At 59.6% G+C, this 25581-nt stretch carries 20 protein-coding genes; 12 read left to right on the top strand and 8 right to left on the bottom strand.

The features are described from left to right. Nucleotides 1-66: 66 nt before the first annotated feature. On the bottom strand, nucleotides 67-249 hold the full coding sequence (locus ASG35_RS22935) for a DUF1289 domain-containing protein (protein WP_056363115.1): 183 nt from the start codon (nucleotides 247-249) through the stop codon (nucleotides 67-69). 248 nt (nucleotides 250-497) lie between these two features. Between ASG35_RS22935 and ASG35_RS22945 the strand changes: the two genes are divergently transcribed. Both ASG35_RS22945 and ASG35_RS22950 read left to right on the top strand, forming a co-directional pair. Further along, a complete protein-coding gene (locus ASG35_RS22945; RefSeq protein WP_082508562.1) occupies nucleotides 498-2996 on the top strand; it encodes a PAS domain-containing protein in 2499 nt (832 codons plus the stop codon). A gap of 234 nt (nucleotides 2997-3230) precedes the next feature. After that, on the top strand, nucleotides 3231-5243 hold the full coding sequence (locus ASG35_RS22950) for an AI-2E family transporter (protein ID WP_056363124.1): 2013 nt from the start codon (nucleotides 3231-3233) through the stop codon (nucleotides 5241-5243). 7 nt (nucleotides 5244-5250) lie between these two features. On the opposite strand, the gene ASG35_RS22955 is transcribed toward ASG35_RS22950, so the two are convergent. The 3 genes from ASG35_RS22955 to ASG35_RS22965 form a co-directional block, all read right to left on the bottom strand. Next, the gene (locus ASG35_RS22955; protein WP_056363127.1) at nucleotides 5251-5484 is read right to left on the bottom strand and encodes a hypothetical protein; all 234 of its coding nucleotides are present in this window, start codon (nucleotides 5482-5484) and stop codon (nucleotides 5251-5253) included. 56 nt (nucleotides 5485-5540) lie between these two features. After that, the gene (locus tag ASG35_RS22960) at nucleotides 5541-6341 is read right to left on the bottom strand and encodes a 3-hydroxybutyrate dehydrogenase (RefSeq protein WP_056363130.1); all 801 of its coding nucleotides are present in this window, start codon (nucleotides 6339-6341) and stop codon (nucleotides 5541-5543) included. Nucleotides 6342-6421: 80 nt separating this feature from the next. Next, complete coding sequence (locus ASG35_RS22965) at nucleotides 6422-7822, bottom strand: GntP family permease (protein WP_056363133.1); 1401 nt, start codon at nucleotides 7820-7822, stop codon at nucleotides 6422-6424. Nucleotides 7823-8113: 291 nt separating this feature from the next. Between ASG35_RS22965 and ASG35_RS22970 the strand changes: the two genes are divergently transcribed. The 5 genes from ASG35_RS22970 to ASG35_RS22985 all read left to right on the top strand — a co-directional run bounded on the left by ASG35_RS22970 (nucleotide 8114) and on the right by ASG35_RS22985 (nucleotide 13351). Further along, nucleotides 8114-9559, top strand: coding sequence for a sigma-54 interaction domain-containing protein (locus tag ASG35_RS22970; RefSeq protein WP_056363136.1), 1446 nt, complete (start codon nucleotides 8114-8116; stop codon nucleotides 9557-9559). Nucleotides 9560-9701: 142 nt separating this feature from the next. Continuing rightward, entirely contained in the window at nucleotides 9702-10940 is a 1239-nt protein-coding gene (locus ASG35_RS22975) for a Fic family protein (protein WP_056363138.1), read from the top strand. A 102-nt stretch (nucleotides 10941-11042) separates the two neighbouring features. After that, nucleotides 11043-11309 (top strand): hypothetical protein, encoded by a 267-nt coding sequence (locus tag ASG35_RS22980; RefSeq protein ID WP_235527678.1) that lies wholly within the window; start codon nucleotides 11043-11045, stop codon nucleotides 11307-11309. Nucleotides 11310-11807: 498 nt separating this feature from the next. Then, on the top strand, nucleotides 11808-12005 hold the full coding sequence (locus tag ASG35_RS31065) for a hypothetical protein (protein ID WP_082508564.1): 198 nt from the start codon (nucleotides 11808-11810) through the stop codon (nucleotides 12003-12005). A gap of 122 nt (nucleotides 12006-12127) precedes the next feature. Further along, nucleotides 12128-13351, top strand: coding sequence for a serine hydrolase domain-containing protein (locus ASG35_RS22985; RefSeq protein ID WP_056363141.1), 1224 nt, complete (start codon nucleotides 12128-12130; stop codon nucleotides 13349-13351). A 3-nt stretch (nucleotides 13352-13354) separates the two neighbouring features. Here the strand turns inward: ASG35_RS22985 and ASG35_RS22990 are convergent, their stop codons facing one another. After that, the gene (locus ASG35_RS22990; RefSeq protein WP_056363144.1) at nucleotides 13355-13921 is read right to left on the bottom strand and encodes a lipocalin family protein; all 567 of its coding nucleotides are present in this window, start codon (nucleotides 13919-13921) and stop codon (nucleotides 13355-13357) included. Nucleotides 13922-14564: 643 nt separating this feature from the next. Between ASG35_RS22990 and ASG35_RS22995 the strand changes: the two genes are divergently transcribed. Then, a complete protein-coding gene (locus ASG35_RS22995) occupies nucleotides 14565-15518 on the top strand; it encodes an AEC family transporter (protein ID WP_056363808.1) in 954 nt (317 codons plus the stop codon). Nucleotides 15519-15605: 87 nt separating this feature from the next. Here ASG35_RS22995 and ASG35_RS23000 read toward each other — a convergent pair whose 3' ends face one another. After that, entirely contained in the window at nucleotides 15606-15908 is a 303-nt protein-coding gene (locus tag ASG35_RS23000; RefSeq protein ID WP_327019664.1) for a DUF4148 domain-containing protein, read from the bottom strand. A 734-nt stretch (nucleotides 15909-16642) separates the two neighbouring features. Between ASG35_RS23000 and ASG35_RS23005 the strand changes: the two genes are divergently transcribed. Next, on the top strand, nucleotides 16643-17197 hold the full coding sequence (locus ASG35_RS23005) for an NADPH-dependent FMN reductase (protein WP_056363147.1): 555 nt from the start codon (nucleotides 16643-16645) through the stop codon (nucleotides 17195-17197). Nucleotides 17198-17246: 49 nt separating this feature from the next. On the opposite strand, the gene ASG35_RS23010 is transcribed toward ASG35_RS23005, so the two are convergent. Both ASG35_RS23010 and ASG35_RS23015 read right to left on the bottom strand, forming a co-directional pair. Continuing rightward, nucleotides 17247-18413 carry a hypothetical protein gene (locus tag ASG35_RS23010; protein WP_082508565.1) on the bottom strand — a complete coding sequence of 389 codons (1167 nt, stop codon included), beginning with the start codon at nucleotides 18411-18413 and terminating at the stop codon, nucleotides 17247-17249. Nucleotides 18414-18611: 198 nt separating this feature from the next. After that, nucleotides 18612-20864 (bottom strand): hybrid sensor histidine kinase/response regulator, encoded by a 2253-nt coding sequence (locus ASG35_RS23015; RefSeq protein WP_056363150.1) that lies wholly within the window; start codon nucleotides 20862-20864, stop codon nucleotides 18612-18614. A gap of 589 nt (nucleotides 20865-21453) precedes the next feature. On the opposite strand from ASG35_RS23015, the gene hpnD reads away from it, so the two are divergent. Genes hpnD through shc form a run of 3 tightly spaced genes read left to right on the top strand, consistent with a single transcriptional unit; the run spans nucleotide 21454 to nucleotide 25555 of the window. Beyond that, on the top strand, nucleotides 21454-22299 hold the full coding sequence (gene hpnD / locus ASG35_RS23020) for a presqualene diphosphate synthase HpnD (RefSeq protein ID WP_056363814.1): 846 nt from the start codon (nucleotides 21454-21456) through the stop codon (nucleotides 22297-22299). Next, the gene (gene hpnE / locus ASG35_RS23025; RefSeq protein ID WP_056363817.1) at nucleotides 22299-23570 is read left to right on the top strand and encodes a hydroxysqualene dehydroxylase HpnE; all 1272 of its coding nucleotides are present in this window, start codon (nucleotides 22299-22301) and stop codon (nucleotides 23568-23570) included. The genes hpnD and hpnE overlap by 1 nt, the downstream gene beginning before the upstream one ends. Further along, nucleotides 23570-25555 carry a squalene--hopene cyclase gene (gene shc / locus ASG35_RS23030; RefSeq protein ID WP_056363153.1) on the top strand — a complete coding sequence of 662 codons (1986 nt, stop codon included), beginning with the start codon at nucleotides 23570-23572 and terminating at the stop codon, nucleotides 25553-25555. Before hpnE ends, shc begins: the two co-directional genes overlap by 1 nt. Nucleotides 25556-25581: the final 26 nt, after the last annotated feature.

Here is a 25581-nt window from a genome sequence, read left to right on the forward strand (position 1 = left end):
TTTATTGGATTCGCGTTAAGCCGGCACGCGTTGTTGTGGGCAAATCAGCTTGAGAAAATAGCGGCCTTATTTGCGCGCTTTCTTGAGTTTGTCTTCGCGCTTGGGCCGTTCATCGATAATTTTCGTTCGAGCCTTGTTCTTCAGCTTCTTCCACTTTTTGCACTCATCCTTCGTGCGCAAGCAGCCAATGCAAAGGCCGGTTTTGCTGTCGAACTTGCAAATGCTGATGCAGGGCGAATCAACTGCCATATCAATCCAATGGTAAAAATGCGAGATGTTGAATGCACGAAATCTCGCACGATGCATGCCCGAATGCCAAAAACATAATCCCGATCAGGCCAATAGCCGACGCAGCGCGGATGTACACGAATTGTTCATCGGCGAAGCTGATCCGTGGCGCGCGGGGCTCAAGTGCTAAGATTTGGAACATTTCGTGGCATCGTGCAGTAACGCCTACGTGTCGCCATGCGCGGCCTATCGGCTTTTTGCTTTGAACCATGCAAAAACCCCACTTGTTCTCGACGTTGAGCCAGCTTGAATTCGAGCGCGCCGTTTTGGGCCGCGTCGTGTCTGGCATGCCGCTCGCCGAAGTGCTCGAACACGTGATTCATCGGGTGGAAAACCGCTCGGAGCAGCCCATGCGCGCCTCCGTGCTGTTAGTCGATGCCACCGGCAAACGCCTCATCCACGGCGCGGCGCCGAGTTTGCCCGAGGAATACAACCGCATTGTCGATGGCCTCGAAACCGGTCCGTTGATGGGATCGTGCGGAGCGGCGGCGTTTCGCGGCGAACCGGTGATTGTCGAGGACATCGACACGGATCCGGTCTGGGCTGCTTTTCGCGATATCGCCCGGAAATTCGAATTGCGCGCGTGCTGGTCCATGCCCATTTGCGCCGCCGATGGCCGCGTGCTCGGCACGTTCGCCAATTATTATTCGATGCCCAAAAAGCCGTCGCCCGAAGAACTGGACGACATTGCCCAGGTGGCGAGCGTGACGGCGCTTGCGATCGAGCGGCACGCCGGCGACCGCGCGCTGCGGGAAAGCGAAGAGCGGCTGCGCATTGCGCAGCAAGCGGGTGGAATCGGCACATTCGAGCTGTTTCCGGAGAGCGGGCGCATGGCGGTATCGGAGGAACTTTGCCGGCAATGGGGCTTGACGCCGCGTCACGAAACCCATCTCGACGTTCTGCTGAACCTCGTGCATCCCGATGACCGCGGCCGTGTTCTAGCAGCGCATCAGGACATGCACACGGGCGCGCTGGATTATCTCGAATATCGAATCCGCCGCGCGGACAACGGCGAAGAACGCTGGATGGCGCGTCGTGGCGAAGCGATCGCCGACGGCAGCGGCGGGCTGCGTTTTCTCGGCGTGACTTACGACATCACGGACCACAAACGCTTCGAAGACCGCTTGCGCGTGAGCGAAACGCAATTGCGCCGCCTGAATGATTCACTAGCCGCCGAAGTCGATGCCCGCACCCGCGAGCGCAACAGCATCTGGCGCAACTCGCGCGATCTTTTTATCGTGGCGACCAGTTCGGGCGTGTTGCGCGCGGTCAATCCCGCGTGGACCGAAATCCTGGGTTTTCGCGAGGACGAACTGATCGGCAAGTCGTTCGCGGAAATCGTTCATCCCGACGACGTGGAAGCCACCGAAACCGCGTTGCAATCGGTCGCGCATGCAGGGCTCGTGCGTTACGAAAACCGCAATCGCCACAAGGATGGATCGTATCGATGGGTATCGTGGGTCGCCGCGCCCGAAGGCAATACGCTTTATGGCAACGGCCGCGATGTCACCAGCGAAAAGGAAACCGAGCGCGCGCTGCAGCAAACCGAAGAAGCCTTGCGTCAGGCGCAGAAAATGGAAGCGCTCGGGCAATTGACGGGCGGTATTGCGCATGATTTCAACAACCTTCTGCAAGGCATTACCGGCCCGCTCGAACTGATCCGCCGATACACCCAGCTCGGCCGGACGGACGATATCGACCGCTTTATCACGATGGCGACCGGCGCCGCGAATCGCGCGGCGTCGCTCACGCACCGGCTGCTGGCGTTTTCGCGGCGTCAGCCGCTCGACCCGAAGCCGGTGAACGCCGACGAGTTGCTGCATTCCATCGACGACCTTTTGAAGCGCACGATGGGCGAGGCGATCGACACGCGCGTGATTCCCAACTCGAAGCTGTGGCTCACGCGTTGCGATGCCAATCAGCTCGAAAACGCCCTGCTGAATTTCGCGATCAACGCGCGCGACGCCATGCCCGAAGGCGGCCGCCTGACGCTTGAAACGGACAACGTGGAGCTTGGGCCCGAGTTCGCCGCGTCTCATCCTGATGTGGCGCCGGGCCAGTACGTGGTGGTATCGGCTTCGGACACGGGCGCCGGCATGCCCGACGACGTCAAGGCGCGCGCCTTCGATCCGTTCTATACGACAAAGCCGCTGGGCCAAGGCACGGGGCTGGGTTTATCGATGGCGTACGGGTTTGCCAAGCAATCGGGCGGAATCGCGACCATTGAAAGCGCGCTCGATGCCGGCACGACCATCCGGCTGTATCTGCCGCGCTTCACCGGCGGTGCGGGCAAAACCGAGGTGACGACGGAACTCACCGAAGCGCATCGCGCGGCCGGGCGGCACGTGATCCTGGTCGTCGAGGACGATGCGTCGGTGCGCGAACTCGTGTGCGAGATCTTGCGTGATCTCGATTACGAAGTGCTCGAAGCCATCGACGGCCCGTCGGGGCTGGCAATACTCAATTCGCCCGCGCGTATCGACTTGCTGGTCAGCGATGTCGGTCTTCCGGGACTGAATGGCCGTCAACTCGCCGATGCCGCCCGCGCGACGCGTCCCGCGCTGCGCGTGCTGTTCATGACGGGTTATGCAGAATCGGCGACGCGCGCCAATGGTTTTCTCGATACCGGCATGGAGATGATCACCAAGCCGTTCACGCTCGAATCGATGGCAAGCCGGATTCGCCGCATGGTCACGATGGCGGGCTAGTTCGACCCGATCGGCTCCCGTATTCCCTCACTTCAGAATAACCGTCTGAATGGCATGGCCTTTGCTCTTATGTAACGGGCGCATGCGTTTCCCGAGACCGCTGGACACAGGCTCGCGGCTTACAACTCGGCTTACAACCCAACAAACCGACGCATCGCCGCACCGGCAATCCTTGATGGATCGCCGGTGCGACCGCATCATGAACCCGCTAATGCCCCATACGAGAACGATGTCATGACACCAAATCCCGTCCCGCGCCGGCCCGCGTCGAAGGTTTTGCCGCCCGAGGCGCCGGGAATGCGGGCGCTGGTTTCGATCGTGACCGGCGTAGTGGTGATCTGCGCGCTGTACTTCGGGCGCGCGGTTTTGATCCCGATTATTCTTGCCGTTTTGCTCAGCTTCCTGGTCGCGCCTTTCGTCGATTTATTGCGGCGCCTGAAACTCGGGCAAGTGCCGTCGGTGATTCTGGCGGTGCTGGTTGCGTTGTCGGTGCTGACCGCGGTTGGCGGGTTGATCGGCGCGCAAGTGGCGCAACTCGCGAGCGATCTGCCGCGATATCAGGTTGCTGTCGAACGGAAAATCGATGCCGTTCAGGAAAAGACCGTCGGCCGTGCCGATGCCTTTTTGGGCAAGGCCGCGACCGCGCTGAAACGGATTTCGCCGAATCGGCAAGAGGAAATCCGCAAGAACCAGGAAAACCAGACGGCGTCTCCTATCGATGCACCCATGCCCGTGGAAGTGCACGAGCCGTCACCATCGCCGGTGGAACTTGCCCAGCGGTTCTTGTCGCCGATCATCAGCCCGCTTGAAACCACGGGCATCGTTCTGGTCGTCGCGATATTTATCCTGTTGCAGCGAGAAGATCTGCGCGACCGGCTGATCCGCCTGTTTGGATCGCGCGACCTGCACCGTGCAACGACCGCCATGGATGAAGCCGCGCGCCGCTTGTCGCGCTATTTCCTGGCGCAGCTCGGCATCAACATGGGCGTGGGCATCGTTATTTCGATCGGGCTCGCGATCATCGGCGTGCCGGGCGCTCTGCTGTTCGGCGTGCTGACCGGATTGCTGCGCTTCGTGCCGTACGTGGGTACGTGGATCGCGGCGTTGCTGGCGGTTGTGTTTGCCGCCGCCGTCGGCCCCGGCTGGTCGATGATGATCTGGACCATCGTCCTTTTTGGCGTGACGGATGTCGTCGCCGGCCAGATCGTCGAACCGATGCTTTACGGGCACAGCACGGGTTTATCGCCATTTGCCGTGATCGTCGCGGCGATTTTCTGGAGCTGGATCTGGGGGCCGATTGGACTGGTTTTATCGACGCCACTGACCTTGTGCCTCGTGATTCTCGGGCGTCACGTGGATCGGCTTGAGTTCCTCGATGTGCTTTTCGGCGATCGTCCAGCCTTGACTCCAGCCGAGAATTTTTATCAGCGTTTGCTCGCCAACGATCCCGACGAGGCGCTCGTTCAAGCCGAATCGCTTCTCAAGGAGCGCTCGCTCAGCGCGTATTACGACGAAGTCGCGCTCGAAGGCTTGCGGATCGCGCATCAGGACGTGCTGCGCGGCGTGGTGACGGCGGATCAGCTGAAACGTATCAACGAATCGGCGATGGACATAATCGAAGGGCTGGAGGAAGTCGAGGACGTGGTGGTGATGGCCGCACGGCCCGAAGATGAACCGCCGGCGAGCCTGGAAATGTCGGATCGCGAGGCGGGCATTCTGCACGAAACGCCGCCGCCTCATTTCGATGCCGCCAAGGAAGGACATACGTCGTCGGTGTTGTGCATTGCCGGGCGCGGCGTGCTGGACGATCTGGCCGCGGCGATCGCCGTGCAGCTATTTCGCAAACATGGACTGGGCGCCGATCTCGCGCCGTATGAGCGCTTTTCGCGCACGCGCTTTGACGAAGTCGATCTGACCGGCGTGTCGCTGATCTGCGTGATTTCGTTCGATGCCGCCGAATCGCCGCCCTATTTGCGCAATTTGTTGCGCCGTTTGCATCAACGGGCGGGGGCGGCTGATTTGATCGTGGGCCTGGTCGTGCCGGACAGCGCGCTGGAAGGCGAGGCGGTGATCAGGAAGACATCGGCTGCGACATCGTTCAAGGAACTGGTCGAGGCGTGCGTGACCGCGGCGCGGCGTCAATCCACCGATGGCGTTTCGTGGGAAGGCCTCAACCCCGAAGAACCCGCGCCCGCCGCCGATTCAGCGAAGGCGCCTGCGCCGGTTCCCGTGCTTCGAGGCGCCTGAATACGGCTTAACGATTTCCGTCGAAAAGATCGTTCAGCATGGTGTCGAAAGCGCCTTGCGCCTCTTCGAGTTCCTGCAATGCGGCATCGAAAGTCTGCAACGCGATCTGGGAAGGACGCCCGTCGCCGTTCGGCGGAAATTGCCCTTGTAAAGCCGTGAACGCCGCCTGCACCTGCCGCGTGGCGTTCACGATGCGCTCCATCGCCTGCGCTTCTTCTGTTCGATTGTGTTCAGCAGTCATCGGAGTCTCCATTCTGGGAACCCCGATATTACCAACTGATGTGAGAGCCGGCACGCTCACTGAGAAGTCCAGCCGCCGTCGATCTGAAGCGCCGAACCACGCATTTCATCGGCGGCTTCCGAGCACAGGAAAACCGCAAGCTTGCCGATCTGTTCCGGCGTCACGAATTGCTCCGACGGCTGTTTCTCGCCGAGCAATTTCGAGCGCGCCGCGTCCGATGAAATGTTTTCCTTCGCGGCGATATCGTCGATCTGCTTTTGCACCAGCGGCGTCAGCACGAAACCCGGGCAGATCGCATTCACCGTCACGCCCGTGCGCGCGTTTTCGAGCGCGGCGACTTTAGTCAAACCGACAATGCCGTGTTTTGCGGCCACATACGCCGATTTCCCCGCCGATCCAACCAGACCGTGCGCCGAAGCGATATTGATCACGCGGCCCCAACCGTTATCGCGCATTTTCGGCAACGCAACGCGCATGGTGTGAAACGCCGACGTCAGGTTGATCGCGATGATTGCGTCCCACTTCTCGACCGGGAAGGTATCGATGGTCGCCACATGCTGGATGCCCGCGTTATTCACGAGCACATCCACGGCGCCGAATTGCTCGATGGCGAAGGCGATCATCGCTTCGATCTCGGTCGCCTTCGACATATCCGCGCCATGATGCACGGCCTTTACGCCATGTTTTTCGATCTGCGACTTGGCGTTCTGGATCACGGTGGCATCGCCGAAACCGTTCAGCACGATATTCGCGCCGGCTTGCGCGAGCGCGTTGGCGATCCCGAGTCCGATACCGCTCGTCGATCCGGTGACGAGCGCGGTCTTGCCGGCGAGCGGCGTTGCTGCGGATGAAGTCATGAGGCGAGTCCTTGGAAAGGGAAGGTCGATGGCAACAGCCAGATAGCCATTGCCAAGTTTGCCAGATGTCGTGCCGGGGATTAAACCAGCCCGGTCGTGTAGTACACGGCGATCACGAAAAACACCGCCAGCGTCTTGATGATCGTCACGGCGAAAATATCGCGATACGACTCGCGATGCGTCAATCCCGTCACGGCGAGCAACGTGATCACCGCGCCGTTATGCGGCAACGTGTCCATGCCGCCGCTCGCCATGGCGACCACCCGATGCAGCACGTCGAGCGGAATATGCGCCGCTTCCGCGCCCTTGATGAACGTATCCGACATCGCGGCGAGCGCGATGCTCATTCCGCCCGACGCCGATCCCGTAATCCCGGCGAGCGAACTCACGGAAACGGCTGCGTTCACGAGCGGATTCGGGATGCTTTTCAACGCATCGCTCACCACGATAAAACCCGGCAACGCCGCGATCACGCCACCGAAACCATATTCGGACGCGGTGTTCATCGCGGCGAGCAGCGCACCGCCGACAGCCGCTTTCGTTCCCACGGCAAAGCGTTCACGCACGCGCCCGAACGCCGTCAGCATGACCAGCAAGATTCCAAGCAGCAGCGCACCTTCGACGGCCCAGATCGCGACCACTGATTTGATCGGCGTAACAACCGCTGCATGAACGCCCGGCAAGACGTCGGGCGCGACCGAATAACTCGCGCCGTACCAGACGGGGATCAGCTTGGTCAGCGCGAAGTTCGCGACGCCGACGAGCACAAGCGGCGCAACTGCGAGCAGCGGGTTGGGCAACTGCGCGTTTTCCACGCGATCCGGCTCGTTCACGAGCGACGTGCCATACCCTTCGCCGGTCGCCATCACCGAACGTCGGCGCCACTCCAGAAAAGTCAGCCCGACCACGATGATGAACAGCGAGCCGATCGTCCCGAGAATTGGCGCGGCCCAGCCCGTGGTCTTGAAAAACGTCGTGGGAATGATGTTCTGGATCTGCGGCGTGCCGGGCAAGGAATCCATCGTGAACGAGAAGGCGCCGAGCGCGATTGCGCCGGGCATCAAACGTTTCGGGATATTGCTTTGCCGATACATTTCGGCCGCGAACGGATATACCGCGAACACGACCACGAACAGCGACACGCCGCCATAGGTGAGCAGCGCACACACCGCGACGATCACCGCATTCACGCGCGTCTTGCCGATATATCGAATGGCCGCGGCCACGATCGATTCCGAAAATCCGGACAGTTCGACGACCTTTCCGAACACGGCGCCGAGCAGGAACACAGGGAAATACAGCTTTACGAAACCGACCATCTTCTCCATGAAGATGCCCGAAAACACTGGCGCGACGGCCGCGGGTTCGGTGAGCAGGACGGCGGCCAGGGCGGCGAGCGGCGCCACCAGGATCACGCTGTATCCGCGATAGGCGGCCAGCATGAGAAACGCCAGCGCGGCGAGGACGATGATGAACGACATTGAGTCTCCGTTACTTGTTGTATATCCCGGCACGCCGTGGGCGGTTCGGGTAGGGCGCGCCTTTAATGCAGCATCCGTGCCAATCGCCGTAGATCAAGGTGTTACAGGAATAACTGACGTATATGACGGCGCATAGATGAGAAAAATCCATGAATCGAGACGAAAAGCTGCGGAAAGGATTTCGAAATCCGTGCGCGAACTCGGCCGAACGGTCGGTAAGGTAATGCCTTGCTGAGTTTCCACGTTTCGAGATACCCTGTCTCGATATCGAGAAATTCCCACGAGACACGAATGCTTAACGACTGGACGCATGTCCCCGTCGACTACAGCGACGTTTTACGCCGCGCGATGGATTCGCTTTTCAAGACCTTCGAGAATTTTAGCGAAGGCACGTTTATCGTCGATAAAGATGCGCGCGTAGTCTGGATCAACAAGCGCTATGCGGCGCGTTTTGGATTTGCGGACCCGGAAGATGCCATCGGCCGCGATTGCGAAGCGGTGATTCCAAATAGCCTCATGCGCGAAGTCGTGACGACCGGCAAGCCGATCTTGCTCGATTTGCTCGAAACGGATCGTGAACCGCTGGTCGTCACTCGCTTGCCGCTCAAGGACGATTTCGGCGAAACGGTCGGCGCGATCGGCTTTGCGCTCTTCGATGAAATGAAAGCGCTTACGCCGCTGTTTTCGCACTATTCGCGCGTGCAGCAGGAGTTGATCGCGACGCGGCAATCGCTTGCGCAGGCGCGGCGCGCGAAATATACGTTCGCGAGTTTTGTCGGCACGAGCACGGCGAGCCTCGATGTCAAACGTCAGGCCCGGCGCGCGGCGCAAGTCGATTCGCCCGTGCTGCTGTCGGGCGAAACGGGTACGGGCAAGGAATTGCTCGCGCACGCCATTCATGGCGCGTCGGCGCGCTCGGCGCGACCGCTGGTATCGGTGAACGTGGCGGCGATTCCCGATACCTTGCTCGAAGTCGAGTTTTTCGGCGCGGCGGCGGGGGCGTACACGGGCGCGGACCGGAAAGGGCGCGTTGGCAAATTCGAGCTTGCCGATGGCGGTACATTGTTCCTCGATGAAATCGGCGATATGCCGCTCGCATTGCAGGGCAAATTGCTGCGCGTCTTGCAGGAGAAGGAGTTCGAGCCGCTCGGGTCGAATCGCATCGTGCGTGCGGATGTGCGGATTATCGCGGCGACGTCGGCGGATTTGCCAGCGCTCGTGGCGAGTGGCCGGTTTCGCGCGGATCTGTTTTATCGGCTGAACGTGTTGGCGATTCATGCGCCGCCGTTGCGTCAGCGCGTGGGGGATATCGAGGCGCTCGTGTACGCCATGCTCGAGGAGCTTTCCGCCGATGCCCGCCCGCGTCACGCCGGCCAGTTCGTCCTTCACGACGATGCGCTGCGTCTTTTGTGCGCGTATTCGTGGCCCGGAAACGTCCGCGAATTGCGCAATGCGCTGGAGCGGGCGGTGATGTTGTCGGACAGCGAGCATATCGATGCCCGCGCGCTCGGCTCGTTTATGGGCGCGGAAACTGTGGCGCCGGAGCCGGAGCCGCCGAGGGCATCGCCGGAAGACGAGATCGTGCCTTATGCGGACGCGATGGCATCGTTTGAAAAGCAGTTTCTCTCCGATGCCCTGCATGCGAGCGGTGGCCGGGTGGCGGAGGCGGCGCAGCGGATCGGTATTGGCCGGGCGACGATGTACAAGAAGATCGTGGCGTTGGGGATTGCGGTCTGAGGGTGGAATTTCGAGTCGGAAGATTCGCCACGAGATTCGCCATGGGTCGGATATCTATTTGGAATATAATGGTTTTTTTGGATATTTATCGACCGAAAGATCCGCCACCAGATCCGCCACCAGATTCGCCAGACCAGCATTCATGACACTTATCGAATCCAAGTATCCGTACTATGCGGTTCATCAAATGCATCCCATGCTGCCATCGGCCGTGAAGATGGATACGTTGCGTCCGCTCGCAGCCGACGTTATTGGGCAGGCGAAGGATCTCGCGGCGCACGGCATGCCTCATTTGCGCGATCTGTTGCGTGAAGCGCTGCGCCCGATGAACTCCTACTATACGAACAAGATAGAAGGGCAACATACCGAACCGCTGCTGATCGAGCGTGCGCTGAATGAAGATTTTTCGGCGAAACCGGGGGAGGCGCAAAAGCAGCGCATCGCGGTTGCGCATATTGGCACCGAGCGCTGGGGCGAGGAAACCTTTCCCACATTCGATTCCACCACCTTTTTCGACGGATCGGTCGTTCAGGCGATTCATCGACATTTGCACGACCAGTTATCGCCGCAAGATCTGCTTCAGATCGGCGAAGACGGCCAAGAGGAAAAGATCTCGCCGGGTGACTGGCGGGAAAGAGGTGTCAAGGTCGGCGCGCATATCCCGCCAGACCCGGCCACCGTTCCTCGATTCATGGAAGAGTGGACGCGCGGATATCGTTATTCCCGGGCTGGAGAAACGGCCGTTATTGCGTTGACGGCCGCGCATCACAGGCTGGCATGGATTCACCCATTTTTGGACGGCAACGGACGCACGGCGCGATTGCATACGCATTTGGGCCTATCCGCGCTTGGACTGACGCAAGGGCTTTGGTCTCCCATGCGCGGGTTTGCGCGCGAACAGGCGAATTACTACAAGTATCTGATTACGGCGGACCAACGCCGGAAAGGCGACCTTGACGGCAGAGGCGTCTTGAGCGAAAGCGGTCTGGTGGAATTTATAGATTTCTGCATGAGCCTTTATCTCGATCAGATCCGTTTTATGGACGGCATGCTGCAAATGCAGGCTTTCGAAGCAAGACTCGCCCAAATGCTGGCAGCCGAGGCGACCAAGGCCGAAACCCGTTTTCTGCGCGTCGAGGCTGCGCAAGCGCTGGCTTACCTGGGAACTGTGGGATCTCTCGACAGAGCCCGTTTCAAGGGAATGACAGGGCTTACAAGCCGAACCGCCGATCGCGTGCTGGCTGATCTCTTCAAGCTTGGCATCGTCAGTTCGAAGACGCCGAAAGGACCTATCGAGCTTGCATTGCCGCTCAAACTGTTCCGCTACCTCTTTCCGCGTCTGTGGCCCGAAGCTGAAGTCGATACGGCTCGCCATTCCTGACCTTCGAGCGCAAGCCCTGAAGGCAAGCCTTGAAGGCAAGCCGAAAACGCCGCGTGGCATACTTGCGGTATCAAAAAAACAGCGATAAAAAAGGGGTATCGGATGAAGATTTCGAGCGTATTTGCAGCGCGTTCTCTGGCGCTCGTGTCGCTTCTGGCGGCCGTTTCGGCATTGTCCGCATGCAGCAGCGCGCCGCCGCTGTTTTCATCCGATGGCCGCCCGACCTCCATGATCAACTGCCCGGCGAGCGGCGGCTGGAGCAACTGCCAGGAAAACGCGCGCGCGATGTGCGCGGGCAGCTATGACGTGCTCGATCAAAGCACTGAAAACGGCCAGAACGGATTGTTGATCGCGTGTCGCGCGAAGTGAAGACGTCCAGGGTTTTAAATATATCCGCGTGAAGGCGCCGCGGATTAAACAATAGATTACTTGGAGTATTAGCCGAAAACCACTTCTAAATCAAACCGCGCAAACGATTCAATCGCGGTTTGCTTTCTTTTACTGGCTCGCCCGATGCCATCCGCGTGTTTCTCCAAGTTAAAAAAACATAATAGCAACACTGCCATTATTTCCGCTTAGCTTGCATTCGCCGAATCGAATGCTAAGTATTCACGAATATTTTTCCGATCCAAACACGCGAATCATTTCGCTAGTAATCTCGCCGATTCGCCCGCGATACACATCGCTCATTAATATGGGTTATGCTCATGGATTGCTTCACGGCCAGCGTCGTTCGGGATAAAACGGCGCCACGGCCAAGCTGCTTACCTTAGCTTCTATTATCTGTTGTGGACCGGTTATTCGTTCCACTCGACAGAGCACTTTCGTTTCAAAAAAGTAAAAACAACGCATTGATCGGAGTCGTGAATGAATCATCGGCAGATAGAGACAGATATTCTTCATCTTGAGCGCGTTATCGGCAGAATTTCCCCTGAAGACCGTATCCCGTTGTCTTACTGGCGTAATCGCGTTGATTCGATTGCTTCAGGCGATCTCGTTCCCGCGCAACAAAGCCGCATGCAGCGGATTCATGAACGGCTTACGCAACTTGAAGCGTCGAATTGATTATCCCGGCATTGATTCCCGAATAAGCCCAATCGATATTGCTTCTCAGTAAGTCTTCCTTGGCGGCCGCATTCCGTTCGTGTTAAATAAAGCGCCTAAACAGCAATCAACAAGGATCCCGGATGTCCGCCGCAGGATTTAGCGCCGCGCGCCTCGAACGCACACGAATTGCCATGCAGGATTTCGTCGATAAAGACGATGTCGCGGGTTGTGTATCGATGGTATGGCGGCACGGCGAGATCGTCATGGCCGACGCACTCGGCTATCGCGACCGTGAGACGCGTGAACCCATGACGCGCGACACGCTGTTTCGCATTGCGTCCATGACAAAACCCGTGACCAGCGTCGCGGCGCTCATGCTCGTGGAAGATGGAATCATCGGGCTGGACGATCCAGTCTTGCGGTGGTTGCCTGAACTTGCAAAACCGCAGGTTCTTGTCGACCCGAACGCATCGCTTGAGCGCACCGAACCCGCGCGAGCGCCGATCACGGTGCTCGACCTGCTGACGCATCGCGCCGGATTTGCGTACCATTTCACCGCATTTGGCGAGCTTGCCGATGCCTACAGCGAAGTATTCAACGGCATAGATGCAACGGTCCATTCCAGCGTGTGGCTCGAACGCGTCGCCAGTTTGCCGCTGATGTTCCAGCCCGGCACGCGCTGGCATTACGGCATTTCAACCGATGTCCTCGGTTCACTGATCGAACGTGTCAGCGGCATGCCACTCGAAACGTTTTTCCGCACACGCATATTCGATCCGTTGGGCATGACGGACACGAGTTTTGTCGTGCCGTCAGAAAAGCTCGACCGGCTTTCGGTTTCGTACGCCATTGATCCATCGACACAAAAGCAGGTCGTGGAAGACCATCCTGCATCGAGCCGCTTTGCCAAAGCCGAGCGTTTCCAAAGCGGCGGTGGCGGATTGGTATCGACGGCCGATGACTATCTGCGGTTCGCGCGCATGCTGCTCGGACGCGGCCGTCTTCAAGGCGATGCCGCCGAGCGCGCAAACGGGCCGCGATTGTTGTCGCATCGTTCTGTCGATTTAATGCGTACGAATTTTTTATCGCGCGAGCAGCGGCGCATTCCCGCGTTCGGGCAGATCGTCTGGGCAGGGCAGGGTTTCGGGCTTGGCCTGGCGATAGTCGATGATCCCTCGCAACAACGCGCGCTGACTTATCGGTCCAAGGGATCGTTCGGCTGGCCGGGCGCGCTGGGCACAAACTGGTTTGCCGATCCCGTGGAAGACATGATCGGCATATTGCTGATCCAGCGGCGCGGCCTCGTGCCCTTTCCAATGGCCACGGTATTCGAGCGCCATCTTTATGACGCCATCGATGACTGACGTTCAGTGCAAGGTTTCGCGCAAAAGCGTGACGTCGTAACCCAGTTTGCGCGCACGATCGATCAACGCCGTCCGCAGTTGCGCTGATGGCTTTGCTTCACGCGTAAGTATCCAAAGATATCGTCCGCTCGGTTCACCGACGATGGACCACGTGTAATCATCGGCGTGATCGAGGACCCAATAGTCGCCCACATAAAACGGTCCGAAGAACGAAACCTTCAGCTTCGCATTATTCGAATCCGCGACAATCTTCGCCTTGCCTTCGACCGATTTCGGCGCGCCGTTCACGCTTCCCTTTCGGCATGAATTGATCACCGATATCAAACCATCTTCGCGCTTTGCATAGTTCGCGGTGACCGCTTCGCAGCCGCGCTCGAAGCGGTTTTCATAACGCGCAAATTCGTACCATTGCCCGAGATATCGGTCGAGATCGACGGCTTTCGCGGGCTCGGGTACGTCGTCGTTACCGCTCTTGTTATTCCCCGCCGAAGCGCAAGCCGCCAGCACGCCCAGTCCGCCGATCACCAGCAAAGCCGCGGCGCCGATGGTGACGGATCGTTTGAAAGTCATGTATGTCCTTGTTGTGTTCAATCAGTGGCGTGAGACTGTTAGCAAGCTTTGTTCCGTTGTTTGATCGTCCGCGTCAGGTCCCGCATAAGCTCACCTTAACCATTGGAATTCATGTGTGAAGGGTAGCGCGGAAGGCTGTTAGCAAAGGTATTGATGTGTATCAACTGTTTTAACAATAGCCCGCAAGCCATTGATCGCGAACGCTTTAGTCGAGCGGCGTCAATGTAGATCGAAAGGTTACGCGAGACTCTTCATGTGTTTTCTCATGACCGCATAACGAGGTCCCGTATTGCCTCACCTATAGATACCTCGCACCAGATGCTGGCTCATGTGGAGGGTTTGACTCATCGCACTGTTTACCGTCGCAGCCAAGATTAATGGCTCATGGATAACACACGCACAATCTCGCTAACCTTTATGCATAAAGGCTTTTCAGCCGATACCTAACCCTTTCGATGAACTCCGCGCCGCCCACAAATCTAGTTAGCGATACTTGCAATCGGCGTTAGCGTGAGCTTTTGCACATGCTCGAAGCTCACCTCCGCGAGACTCCCGAAATCGCTCACCTTTGGATTTTGACGCGCAGCGCCGACGTGCATCTGCGGCTATGCTTGGCGCCCTGTCAATCCGTTGCGCTCTGCTCATGCCGTCGTTGGTCTCGTCTCTATTCACGCCGCTTCTCACCATCATCCTTCCTGTGTTCGGTCTGATCTTCGCCGGTTATGCATGCCGCAAGATGAATCGGCTGGGGCCGAATGCGTCGTCGGAACTCAATCGCTTTGTTGTATATCTCGCGTTGCCCGCGCTGCTCTTCGACATCATGGCAACCACGCCCTGGCACTCGCTCGATCAACCTGCGTTTATTGCCGCGTTCGGAATCGCAGCCGGCGTGATCTTTCTGCTGACCTTGCTGCTAAGCCTGAAGCAATCAAATCATCTCGCCGATGCCAGCCTCGATGCGCTCAACGCCGCGTATCCGAATGCGGGGTTTATCGGCTTGCCTTTGTGCGCGCTTGCGTTTGGTCACGCGAGCCTCGCACCCGCTGTAATCGCGTTGATCCTGACCGTATGCGTGTTGTTCGCGGTGGCGATCGTGTTGATTGAACTCGGCTTGCAGACTGAGAAGAACTTCGGCGCGACGATCTTCAAGGTGATCAAGTCGCTCGTAACCAACCCATTGCTGTTCGCGCCATTTGCCGGATGGTTGTGCAGCGGCGCGGGCCTCGCCATCTCGGGCGGCGCCGATACCTTTCTCAAGTTGCTAGGCGCGGCGGCGAGTCCATGCGCGCTGGTTGCACTTGGATTGTTCCTTGGCGAGAAGTCGAAGGGCGGCGCTATCGGCACGACATCCTTGCTGGTCTTTGCCAAGCTGATTGCGCAGCCGTTGCTAACGTGGTGGCTGGCGTTTCATGTGTTCGAGCTGCCCGTCTTGTGGGCGAAGACCGCGGTTATCCTCAGCGCGTTGCCGACCGGAACAGGGCCGTTCATGCTGGCGGAGTTTTATCGGCGGGAAGCGGCTGTGACGTCGAGCACAATCCTGTTTTCCACGCTGATATCGCTTGTGACGGTGACCTTATGTCTTGCCGCCATCACTTGACGATGCACATAAAAAAGCCCGGTACATGACTACCGGGCAAGCCTCATCGGAGCGAGGTGAGAGAAGACGTTGTTGAAAGCGAATAGCTTATTGCGTGCTGATACGCGCGCTATTCGCTTCGACCACTGAAGGTGTATGCGATGCATTGCGCGCCGCCGCCGTTTGATACGGTAGCAGTTGCGGATAACTTTCTGTATGAATGGCATCGAGTTCACCGCTGTTTCTTGCCGCAATGAGTTCAGCCTTGACCTCGGCGCGCGTTCTCGGCGCGACATTGGAAGATTGAGCAAAAGCGCTAGCCGACGATGCCAGCGCAACCACAAGCAAACTATTCATAAGCGTGCGTTTCATATGAACCTCTGATTCGTAAGACGGCGCGTCTTGCGCCATCGATATGAATCAGTTTATTCGCTTAACTATCGACGACCAATGTTGATTGAGAAAACATATTGTTGTGGTTATCGCATGAATGTGACTTTGTATGGCGATCTGGCGGTGTTGGAGCGTCCATCCTTGCGGGTTTCGTAAAAGCCATTTCTTGTCTTCGATGTTTTTCCAGCGTCTCTTCCTCCTTATCCTCGATTCACCGATCCAGCCCGACACCTGAATCATCATTTAGTTAATCGAGGTATCACCATGAAGCGCGTTCTTTCCATTCTTGCTGCTGTTGTCCTGTTTGCTGCCGCCGGCGCGGCTAGCGCAGCCGATTCGTCGAGTTCACAACCCACGTCGTGCCAAGGTGCGGCATCGCAATGCAATGTGTTTTTCGGTCATTGATCGCGGGATTTGCATCGATCAAGTGTTGTTCCGCCAAAAAGTTGGCGGTTTAGTGCGAATTATTAAACACATACAAAGTTGTCCACAGAATCTGTGGACAACTTTGTGGAAATCATCTCAAAAAGGGCGTGAAAGGGGCATGTCAGGCGGCTTCCGCTTGGATTGCTCAAAGCGATGCCAAAGTGCGCGCTAATTACGCTTCTCAAATCTCGCTGCTTCGCGCGGCTCTCCCGCCGATTCCGGCTCATCCCAAAATAGCCGCTTCGCCATTTGCGCGCCTATGATGTTCGCGAGGCGCGTTGTCGTCGTTTCCACATCACTTATCAACTCAGTCAGAAGGAAGATCCATGGCCTACAAGATTGCGGTTGTCGTTGGCAGCATCCGGCGTGATTCGTTCAACAAGCAACTCGCGCACGCATTGATATCGCTGGCGCCGCAGGATTTCTCGTTCGAGTTTCTCGATATCGCCAGCCTGCCGCTTTATAGCCAGGACTACGACGCCGATTTTCCGGAAGCGGCGCGAACCATGAAGCAAAAGATATCGGAGGCGGATGGCTTGCTTTTCGTCACGCCGGAGTACAACCGGTCAATTCCGGGCGTGCTGAAAAATGCGCTCGATTGGGGATCGCGTCCCTGGGGGCAAAGCGCGTGGGCGAACAAGCCGGGCGCGTTGATCGGGACGTCGGTGGGCGCAATCGGGACGGCGCTTGCCCAGGCGCATCTGCGTAACGTGCTGGCGTATCTCGATGTGCCGCTGATGGGCCAGCCGGAGATGTTTATCAAGCACGATGAGAGCCGTATCGATTCAAGCGGGAAGATCGTGAACGAAGATACCCGCAAATTCCTGCAGACTTTCGTCGATAAATACGTGGCGTGGGTCAAGCGAATCTCGGCGGTTTAAAAGCAAAACGGCCCGCATGAGCGGGCCGTCGATTTTGCGGCAATTGAAATTACGTGTGGTGATGTCCGGTCACGCGATCCCATCCGTGGCGCACCGCGAGCTTGAAGCGTTCCCACGTATCTTCGCCCTGCGGATTGCGGCTTTGCCAGTCGCGCTGCAACTCGGTTTCCATCGAATCATCCCAGCTACGACCGCGATAACGCTCGTCGGCGCCCAAGCCCGCGCCGTAGTGGTAAGCACCTTCGTATTCCTCGTAGCGCGCGCCCGTTGCGGCATAGCGTGATTCGTAGTCGGTGCGGAAGTCGTCCTCGTATTCCATGTATTCGTCCGGCATGGAGTTGCGGGATAACGGCAAATCCGGGCGTAGTGGATCGCCAGCCGACTGGCTCAACGATCCCGCGACAGGCGTACCCAAGTCGTCACGATGCGCCGATGTTTCGGTGTTATCGAGCGGATCGAGCGACTTCACGGGACGCCATCCCTGCGTGGTCTCTTCTTTAGCCGGCCACACCGAGCCGCTGGTCATGGGATCTCCACCCGTTGCGCGATACGTCGAATCGCTACTGCCAGCGAACGGATCGCGCGCAACCGGACTGATCGGATCGAGCGAGTCCACCGCGGCCGGTTCGCTCAGGTCGCCACGCGGATACGCGCGGGCACGCGATTCGTTGCGCGCCGTGGCAAGCGGATCAGCCGCAGGATTCACCGGCGCGCGTCCTGGAACGGCGCTTCCTGATCCCAGGCCGAGTTTATCGAGAAGCGAATGATCGCGGTCATCTGCGGCCGAAACCGTTCCGAAGCCCGTACCCGGATGATTCAACGCGCCCCAGCTGGCGGCCCGTTCATCGATATCGATTGCGCCCTGTTCAGCGAGCGTCTGGCGGGCTGCATCGGCGCGTGCTTCCGACGGCGTGTCCACTGCCACCAGAATTCCACCGCGTCGCACCGCTTCCGAGTAATGCGCGACTTCGGGCGGTTGATCGCGGCCACCGAACAGCATCGAAAAGAAACGTTCGATGTTCGCCAGCACGCCACCCGTTTCCGGCGGCTGCACGGCGCCGGCCGTTGGTTCGAACGCGGGATCTGCTGGCGACGACGGTTCCGGCGCAGCCTGCAATTCGATGTCGCCGCGTGCGAAACCCGACGCCACGAGCGCGCTGCGCGCGACTTCGGCCTGGTCGTATGTGTCGAAGATACCGATAACTGTGTGTCGCATGGCTGCCTCCCTGGGTGGCCTTGGAGTAAGTTGCGACGCGATATTCGTATTCGCCGCAAGTCCCGATGAGGTTCGCAACTCCCGTGCCGGGTCATGCGCCGCGCGCAGCAAGGCGACGCGGGATATGGCCAATCCCGGCATGCACATTAAAAGCGCGGAGGTTTTTACAACGACCTGCGAGAAAAGTAAGCGCCGAAATCAGTGCGGCGCTTCGCCGTGTTCGGCGCGTGCCGTCAGGCCTTCGCGGATAGCTTGCAAAAGGGAATCAAGCAAGCCGATATCGAACGGTTTTGACAACACGCGTGCATCCACATGCCGCGCCCGGTCGAGTTCTTCCGCGTAGCCGGTGACCAGGATCACCGGCACGCGCGGCGTCCACGTTTGCAGGATTTCGGCCAGATCGATGCCGTTCAGCTTGCCCGGCATATGGATATCGGAGAGAACGACATCGAATGGAATTGCGCCGTTCGCCGCGGGATCGAGGCGCGCGGTATCGAGCAGGGAAATCGCGCCGTCGGCATTGAAGATGTGCGTGACCTGATGATTCATCATCGATAACAACGCTTCCGTGCCCGCCGCCACTTCCTCGTTGTCTTCCACCAGTAGCACGCGCAGGCCGGTCGAATCGCCTGGCATGGCGGCGTCGTGGGGAAGATCGGGCGTTTGCGCCGCGGCCGCACTCGCTCGCGGCAAATAAAGCCGCACCGACGTACCTGCGCCCACGGCGCTGTCGATGGTCGCCACGCCTCCCGCGCGCTCGCAGAACGCGAACACTTGCGGCAGCCCGAGACCGGTGCCCATGCCCTTCGCCTTGGTGGTGAAAAGCGGCTCGAACGCGCGGCCGAGGATTTCGGGACTCATGCCCTCGCCGGTATCTTCGAGCGTCATTTGCACGAATTCGCCGACGATCGGAAAGCCGTCCTCATGGCGAAACTGCACGTTGTCCGCGCGGACCGAGAACGTGCCGCCGTTGGGCATGGCGTCGCGGGCGTTGACGGCGACGTTGATGAGCGCGAGTTCGAGTTCGGCGGCATCGACGCGAATTGGCCAGACATCCGTATCCGATTCGAGATTCAGCGCGACTTTTGCCCCAAGCGATGCCTTCAGCAATTCACGGCACGCCGGCAGCCATTTGCCGATGGATATGGTTTCGTTGCGCAGCGGCTGCTTGCGCGCCACGCCGAGCAACTGGCGCGTGAGCGACTGGCCGCTCTTGAGCGCGCGTTCCATGGCCGACAATTCGCGGTCGAGCCCGGTCGCGCCGCGTCTGCGCGCAATCTGCACATTGGTGGAAAGGATCATCAGCAGATTGTTGAAATCATGCGCAACGCTGCCGACCAGATTGCCGAGCGCTTCCATCTTGCGCGCCTGCCGGTAAGCCGATTCGATGGAACGGCGCATGGACGCTTCCGCTTGCCATCGTTCCCACGCGTCTTCTTCGTTGGCAAGACGGCGCAGCGACAGCAAGATCACGCCCCACAGGACGACGCACGGCGCGAACAGCGAAAGCATCAGCACGCTGACGTGCTTGTACCAGCCGTCCCAGATGGTCGCGATCGGGTATCCGCTCGATACAAACACCGGATAACTCCCAACGCGCCGGAAGGCGACGACTTTCATCTGGTTATCAAGTCCGGAACGCATGCGCACGACGCCCGCGTGGCGATTCGATAAATACGCTTCGCGCAGCGGCGAACTCGCGGCGAGCTCCATGCGGTTTGCCGGGCGCAATGGATACCACGCGAGCACGGCGCCGTCCTCGCGTGTCAGGCCAAGTGAGACGCTGGTGTTATCGCCGAGTAGCTCGCGATAAAAACCCGCAAAATAACTCGGTCGCAGCGCAATGGACACAATTCCGGCAAATCGGCCGTCCGGCGTCTTGCGCGGCACGGCGGTGTTGAAAACGGTCTCGCCCACGACCTTGCCCTGCATTACGCTCGAAACGTTCTCGACTGCCGGGTGATCGCGCACGGCAACGAAGTCTTCGCGCGTTGCTATGGAAATATCCGGCGCAGGGAAAACGCGGCTGGTGGCAATCAGCTGTCCATCCACGCCGATAATGCTCACCGACGCCACTTGCGGATAACCGCCGCCCATCGTTTTCAGTTTTTCATGGATGGACGCTTCGTCGCGACGCAGCGTGGCGTCGTCCACGCCGTCGATCAAATCGATCACGCGGGCGTTGAGCGTCTGGTTCATATCGAAGACTTTCAGCGCATGTTCTTCCGCGACATGGGCGTTGCGCTCGGCGACTTCGGCGGCATCGGCTTCTCGCGCTTTCAGGTCGCTCCACGACATGACGGCCACATAAAGGCAAGGCAGGACGATCGCCGCGATCAGCAAGACGCGCAATGTCGCGCGCTGAGCGGCGAAGTTGCGCTCGGGCACCACCGGGAACGGCGGCTCGTCTTGCCAGTGATCAGCGCCCGATTCCTCACGATGCGGCGTCATGGGTGGTCTTTAGTGAAGTCCAGATATAAAGCCGCGCGGGATACGCGCGCGACAGAAGGCGCGTGCATAAATCATGCCTTTGGTCCATTGACGGCGCTTGACGCGATTCTATTTGATTGATCAACGTTTATGCTAGAAATGCGGCCTAGTTAAATAGGTATGCGCGCTGTGGGTTTAAATCGCATGCAGTATGAGAAACGGTTGCGCGATATGGCGCATTTCATCGAACTGACTCATGAGTTCAAAACAAACTACAAACGCAAAAGCGCCGGACGGTCGGCATTTGGAAAACGTCGCGCGCGACGCGCCACAAGGAAACACGTGACAGCAGCCGTTTTGTACGAAGGTTGACGCGCTTTTCCAATGCGCCGATGTCGCCCGGGGGCAATCGGTCACAAACATTGATATACTTTTCGCCGCTTCTGGCGTCGTTCGAGCGCGATTCTTAAAGCGTTTGAATGCGGCAAGAAGCCGGTTTGCGCCGGATTTGCACGAACGCGCGCTTCGCCATTGCAACGCGGCTGAGCAGTTCACGCACAGCGCCCGATCCAACACTACTGCCCTTGGGGGCGCCACAGCGGAGTCCGTCTTGGCCGTTTCCAATCTTATCGCCGATGAACCTGCGCCCGACGCCGCCAAAGCGTCCTCGGGCAGTTCGTTCTATCTCGCCATGCGCATCTTGCCGGCTGCGCAGCGCGATGCGATGTACCAGGTCTACGCGTTTTGCCGCGCGGTGGACGACATAGCCGACGACGGCACCATGCCGCGCCACGAACGCGCTGCCGCGCTCGAACAATGGCGCGCGGATATCGACGACTGTTACGCCGGCAAGCCGCGCCCGTCGCTGGCCGCGCTCACCCGGCACATCCACGCATTCCATCTTTCGCGCGATGACTTTATCGCCGTGATCGACGGCATGGCCATGGATTCCGAAGACATCGTCGCGCCCGACGAAGCCACACTCGACCTTTATTGCGATCGCGTGGCGAGCGCGGTGGGGCGTTTATCGGTGAGGATATTCGGGATGCAGGAAGATGCCGGACGGCGTCTCGCGCATCATCTCGGCCGCGCGTTGCAGCTTACGAACATCCTGCGCGATATCGACGAAGACGCGGCCATTGGCCGGGTTTATCTGCCGCGTGAGCTGCTCTCGCGCGAAGGCATTTCCACCACTGATATAGCATCGATTGTCGGCGATGCGCGTTTGCCGCGCGTTTGCCTGACCATCGCCGAGCGTGCCCGCAGCCATTACGCGCAATCCGACGCCATCATGGCAAATGCGCCGCGCGCGCAGGTCAAGGCGCCACGCATCATGTCGGGCGCGTATCGCTGCGTGCTCGAGGCAAACCTGAAGCGTGGCTTCGATCTGCCGCGCAATCACGTCCGCACACCACGTTCACGGCTGCTGTGGATCGTGGCGCGCAACGTGTTCTGATGCCGCGGACAGTTCATGTCATTGGCGCTGGATTATCCGGGCTTGCCGCCGCGGTCCAGTTGCAACGGCGCGGCGCGCGCGTCGTCCTGCACGAAGCCGCGCCGCACGCGGGCGGCCGGTGCCGCTCGTACTTCGACATCAAGCTCAACGCCACGATCGACAACGGCAACCATCTGATCCTGTCCGGCAATCACGCCGCGCTTGGGTTTGCCAAAGCCATCGGCGCCGCCGATGAACTGACCGGTCCCACAGAACCCGACTATCCGTTCATGGATTTGCGTAGCGGTTCGCGCTGGACCGTGAAGATGTCGCCGGGACGTTTCCCTGGCTGGATCTTCGATTCCGCCACGCGCGTTCCCGGCACCATGCCGGCGGATTATCTGGCGCTCGCGCGGCTTTTTTTCGCCAATCCGGGCCGCACGATCCAGCAGACCTTGCGCGCGAATGGCCGGTTATGGGACGCCATGCTCGATCCGTTTTTGCTTGCCTTGCTCAACGTCGATCCGCGCGAAGGCAGCGCCGTGCTCGCCGGCAACGTACTGAAAGAAACGGTGCTGCAAGGCGGACAAGCATGCCGTCCGATGACCGCGCGCAATGGTCTCGGCCATGCGTTTATTGAACCGGCGCTGCGGCTTTTGCAATACGGTGGCGCGGAAATCCGGCTTGGATCGCGGCTCGGCGCAATCGGTTTCGCCGGCAGCGATTCGAAGACGCGCGTGACATCGCTGGCATTTGACGAAACGCGCGTGGAGATTGCCGCCGGCGATGGCGTCGTGCTCGCCGTGCCCGCGCAAGCCGCGCAGGCGCTCGTGCCGGGGTTGATCGCGCCGACCGAATTTCGCGCAATCATCAATGCGCATTTCGCCATCGATCCGCCGCTCGCGTTCGAATCCATGACCGGTTTGCTCAACGGCACCGCCGACTGGCTTTTCGCCTTCGACGACCGCCTGTCCGTGACCATTTACGACGCAGACAAGTTCACCGATACCCCGCGCGAAACCCTTGCCCAGACGTTATGGCAAGAGGTGGCGAAAGCCGCGCGTTTGCCGGTTGAACGCATGCCGACCTGGCAGATCGTCACCGAAAAACGCGCGACGTTCGCCGCGCTGCCGAGCCAGGAAAATCTCCGGCCGGCAACCCGCACCCGCTGGCCCAATCTCATGCTGGCGGGCGACTGGACGGCCACCGGGCTGCCTGCAACCATAGAAGGTTCGATCCGCTCCGGCCAGAAGGCCGCGGACCTCCTCATGAATCCCCCGACGGAACTCTGATGAACGATTTTGTCCAGCCACCCAATGCCTCGACCGCGCCAGTCAGCGCGGCCGCGTTGGAGGCGTCGGTATCCCGCGCGGCCGACGCGCTGCTCGCCGATCAGCATGCCGAAGGCTATTGGCTCTACGAACTCGAAGCCGACGCCACCATTCCCGCCGAATATGTGCTGCTCGTGCATTACCTCGGCGAGACGCCCAAGCCTGAACTCGAAGCGAAGATCGGCCGATATTTGCGCCGCATCCAGCGCGAGGACGGCGGCTGGCCCTTGTTCACCGATGGCGCCATGGACGTCAGCGCCACCGTCAAGGCGTATTTCGCGCTGAAGATGATCGGCGACTTGCCCGAAGCCGAGCATATGCAGCGCGCGCGCCGCGCGATCATCGCGGCCGGCGGCGCGGAAAAATCGAACGTGTTCACGCGCATCTTGCTCGCGCTGTTTGGCGTGATTTCATGGCGCGCCGTGCCGATGATGCCCGTCGAAATCACGCTCTTGCCCGAGTGGTTCCCGTTCCATTTGTCGAAGGTGTCTTACTGGGCGCGCACGGTCATCGTGCCCTTGCTCGTGCTCAACGCAAAGCGGCCGAAGGCGCGTAATCCAAAGGGCGTGCGTATCGATGAACTTTTCTTCGATGCCCCCGTGAACACCGGCATGGCCGCACGCGCGCCGCACCAGCATCAAGGCTGGTTCGTGCTGTTCCGCTGCGTGGATGCGCTGCTGCGTTCCGTCGATCCGCTGTTCCCGCGCCACACACGTCAGCGCGCGATTGAAGCAGCCGTACGTTTCGTCGATGAACGCCTGAATGGCGAAGACGGACTCGGCTCGATTTTCCCCGCGATGGCCAACTCGGTGATGATGTACGACGTGCTCGGTTATCCCGAAGATCATCCGAATCGGGCGATCGCGCGCAAGTCGATCGAAAAGCTTCTGGTCATTGATGAAGCGCCCGATGGCGAGGCGTATTGCCAGCCGTGTTTGTCGCCGGTATGGGACACGTCGCTGGTTGCACACGCGTTGCTCGAAGCCGATACACCCAAGGCGCGCGCGGCGGTATCGCGTGGACTGGACTGGCTCGTGCCGCTGCAGATTCTCGATGTACGCGGCGACTGGATATCGCGCCGGCCGAATATCCGGCCTGGCGGCTGGGCGTTCCAGTTCGCGAACCCGCATTATCCGGACGTCGATGACACCGCCGTTGTCGCCATGGCGATGGAACGCGCCGATCGCGAAAACGGCACGGCGTTGTATGGCGAGGCGATTTCGCGCGGCCGCGAATGGGTCGTCGGAATGCAAAGCAGCGACGGCGGCTGGGGCGCGTTCGAACCTGAAAACACGCAGTATTACCTCAACAACATTCCGTTTTCGGATCACGGCGCGCTGCTCGATCCGCCTACGGTGGATGTGTCGGGACGGTGTTTATCGATGCTCGCGCAGCTCGGCGAATTGCCCGCCACGAGCGAGCCGGCCAAGCGCTCGCTGGACTACATCCTGCGCGATCAGGAACGCGACGGAAGCTGGTACGGGCGATGGGGCTTGAACTATATCTACGGGACGTGGACGGCGCTATGCGCGCTCAACGCGGCCGGGTTGCCGCTGACCGATTCGCGGATGCAGCGCGCCGCGCAATGGCTCGTCAGCATTCAGAACGCCGACGGCGGTTGGGGCGAAGGCGGCGAGAGTTACAAGCTGGATTATCGCGGGTACGAGGCGGCGCCGAGCACGGCATCGCAAACATCGTGGGCGTTGCTCGGGTTGATGGCGGCGGGGTTTATCGGACATCCGGCGGTGGCGAAGGGGATTCAGTATTTGACCTTGACGCAGCGCGAACATGGGCTTTGGGATGAAACCCGATTCACCGCGACCGGTTTCCCGCGCGTGTTTTATCTGCGATATCACGGCTATAGAAAGTTCTTCCCGTTGTGGGCGCTGGCTCGCTACAGAAACATGCTGCGCGATGGCACCACGCGCGTGACGGCGGGAATGTGAGCTTGCCCGTCATCGCGGTAACCGGG

Source organism: Burkholderia sp. Leaf177 (genome assembly GCF_001424345.1).
Classification (GTDB): Bacteria; Pseudomonadota; Gammaproteobacteria; order Burkholderiales; family Burkholderiaceae; genus Caballeronia.

Excerpts from the sequence above, each read along its gene's own strand:
- ASG35_RS22985 (WP_056363141.1), top strand. The coding sequence starts at position 12,128 with ATGTCCGCCGCAGGATTTAGCGCCGCGCGCCTCGAACGCACACGAATT.
- ASG35_RS23015 (WP_056363150.1), bottom strand. The coding sequence starts at position 20,864 with ATGACGCCGCATCGTGAGGAATCGGGCGCTGATCACTGGCAAGACGAG.
- ASG35_RS22980 (WP_235527678.1), top strand. The coding sequence starts at position 11,043 with ATGAAGATTTCGAGCGTATTTGCAGCGCGTTCTCTGGCGCTCGTGTCG.
- ASG35_RS22970 (WP_056363136.1), top strand. The coding sequence starts at position 8,114 with ATGCTTAACGACTGGACGCATGTCCCCGTCGACTACAGCGACGTTTTA.
- shc (WP_056363153.1), top strand. The coding sequence starts at position 23,570 with ATGAACGATTTTGTCCAGCCACCCAATGCCTCGACCGCGCCAGTCAGC.
- ASG35_RS23010 (WP_082508565.1), bottom strand. The coding sequence starts at position 18,413 with ATGCGACACACAGTTATCGGTATCTTCGACACATACGACCAGGCCGAA.
- ASG35_RS22960 (WP_056363130.1), bottom strand. The coding sequence starts at position 6,341 with ATGACTTCATCCGCAGCAACGCCGCTCGCCGGCAAGACCGCGCTCGTC.
- ASG35_RS22965 (WP_056363133.1), bottom strand. The coding sequence starts at position 7,822 with ATGTCGTTCATCATCGTCCTCGCCGCGCTGGCGTTTCTCATGCTGGCC.
- ASG35_RS31065 (WP_082508564.1), top strand. The coding sequence starts at position 11,808 with ATGAATCATCGGCAGATAGAGACAGATATTCTTCATCTTGAGCGCGTT.
- ASG35_RS23005 (WP_056363147.1), top strand. The coding sequence starts at position 16,643 with ATGGCCTACAAGATTGCGGTTGTCGTTGGCAGCATCCGGCGTGATTCG.
- ASG35_RS22990 (WP_056363144.1), bottom strand. The coding sequence starts at position 13,921 with ATGACTTTCAAACGATCCGTCACCATCGGCGCCGCGGCTTTGCTGGTG.
- ASG35_RS23000 (WP_327019664.1), bottom strand. The coding sequence starts at position 15,908 with ATGGCGCAAGACGCGCCGTCTTACGAATCAGAGGTTCATATGAAACGC.
- ASG35_RS22935 (WP_056363115.1), bottom strand. The coding sequence starts at position 249 with ATGGCAGTTGATTCGCCCTGCATCAGCATTTGCAAGTTCGACAGCAAA.
- ASG35_RS22975 (WP_056363138.1), top strand. The coding sequence starts at position 9,702 with ATGACACTTATCGAATCCAAGTATCCGTACTATGCGGTTCATCAAATG.
- ASG35_RS22995 (WP_056363808.1), top strand. The coding sequence starts at position 14,565 with ATGCCGTCGTTGGTCTCGTCTCTATTCACGCCGCTTCTCACCATCATC.
- ASG35_RS22945 (WP_082508562.1), top strand. The coding sequence starts at position 498 with ATGCAAAAACCCCACTTGTTCTCGACGTTGAGCCAGCTTGAATTCGAG.
- hpnE (WP_056363817.1), top strand. The coding sequence starts at position 22,299 with ATGCCGCGGACAGTTCATGTCATTGGCGCTGGATTATCCGGGCTTGCC.
- ASG35_RS22950 (WP_056363124.1), top strand. The coding sequence starts at position 3,231 with ATGACACCAAATCCCGTCCCGCGCCGGCCCGCGTCGAAGGTTTTGCCG.
- ASG35_RS22955 (WP_056363127.1), bottom strand. The coding sequence starts at position 5,484 with ATGACTGCTGAACACAATCGAACAGAAGAAGCGCAGGCGATGGAGCGC.